Origin of the sequence: Winogradskya humida (genome assembly GCF_016862215.1) — a bacterium.
GTDB lineage: Bacteria > Actinomycetota > Actinomycetes > Mycobacteriales > Micromonosporaceae > Actinoplanes > Actinoplanes humidus.
The window spans coordinates 1-1,210 of sequence record NZ_BOMN01000133.1 but is presented as its reverse complement, the minus strand read 5'-3'; the positions used below and the strand labels follow the sequence as shown (position 1 = coordinate 1,210).

Below are 1,210 nucleotides of genomic sequence, written 5' to 3'. Positions count from 1 at the left end.
GGGCAAGGTGCTGGGCATGGGCGGCGCGCCAGGCTGGGCATGGGCTGGGCGCGGGGCCGGGCATGGGCGGGGCACGGGCTCACAGTTCGGGGTGTGTTTACAGCTCAGGCATGGGGTTTCGACAGGGTCTACACAGGATTGCGTACGCACATCTTGGGGATGACATCGACAGATGCGAATGAGGAAGCGGACAACGGCGAGGTTTCGCGCGTGCTGATGAACCGGCGGCGGTTACTGGCGCTCGGTGGGGCCGGCACGGTGGCGGCGGGGCTGGCGGTGATCGGGGGGCGGACTGCCTTTGCCTCGGCTGGTGCGCCTGTTCCGGCCGTTGAGGCTTCGGCTGCGTGCGTATTGACCAGTGAGTCGATCGAGGGTCCTTATTATCTTGATTATCTGCTTTTGCGGCGGAACGTGATCGAGGACCGGCCCGGCGTACGGTTGACTTTGAAGCTGCGGGTCATCGACTCGGGGACCTGCCGGCCCATCCGGAACGCCGGTGTGGAGATCTGGCACTGCGACGCGGTCGGCGTGTATTCCGGGTACAGCGGTGCGGGTTCCGGGGGTGACACTCCCCCGCCCAGCGGGCCGCCGCCGTCGGGTCCCGCGCCCAGCGGCGACCCGTCAGCCCCGCCCAGTGGTGACCCGTCAGCGCCGCCCAGCGGACCGCCCGGGGGCGGGGGTGGCGGCCACGCGGAGCCCACCGACGACCTGACCTTCCTGCGCGGCATCCAGGTCACCGACCACGCCGGGTACGTCACGTTCGACACCATCGTTCCGGGCTGGTACCGCGGCCGCGCCGTCCACATCCACACCAAGGTCCACACCGAGGGCACGGTCACGCCGTCGGGGTACAGCGGCGGGCACACCTGCCACACCGGTCAGTTCTACTTCGCCGAAGAGCTCATCACGAAGTTCGAGACGATCGAACCGTACGCCGGCAACGAGGCCACCCGGACCAAGCTCGACGAGGACGGCATCTACGACGGTACCGGCAGCACGGGTGGGCTGCTCGATCTCCGCTACGACCCCCGGCACGTCACCCGTGGCGTCCTCGGCTCGCTCACCATGAGCGTCGACCCGGCCGCCACCAACGACGGCCAGGGCGGCCCCGGCGGACCGGGTGGCCCTGGCGGACCGGGCGGATCCCCGAGCGCCTCAGCCTCACCATCAGCCTGAGCACGCGCACGGGCTTGGGCACGGCCTCGGGCAC

General features: G+C 69.9%; 1 protein-coding gene. It reads left to right on the top strand.

Annotated elements, in window-relative coordinates:
- The first annotated feature begins 399 nt into the window (after positions 1-399).
- Positions 400-1,176, top strand: a complete 777-nt coding sequence (locus tag Ahu01nite_RS45465; RefSeq protein WP_203842985.1) for a peptidase associated/transthyretin-like domain-containing protein — start codon at positions 400-402, stop codon at positions 1,174-1,176.
- Positions 1,177-1,210 lie beyond the last annotated feature (34 nt).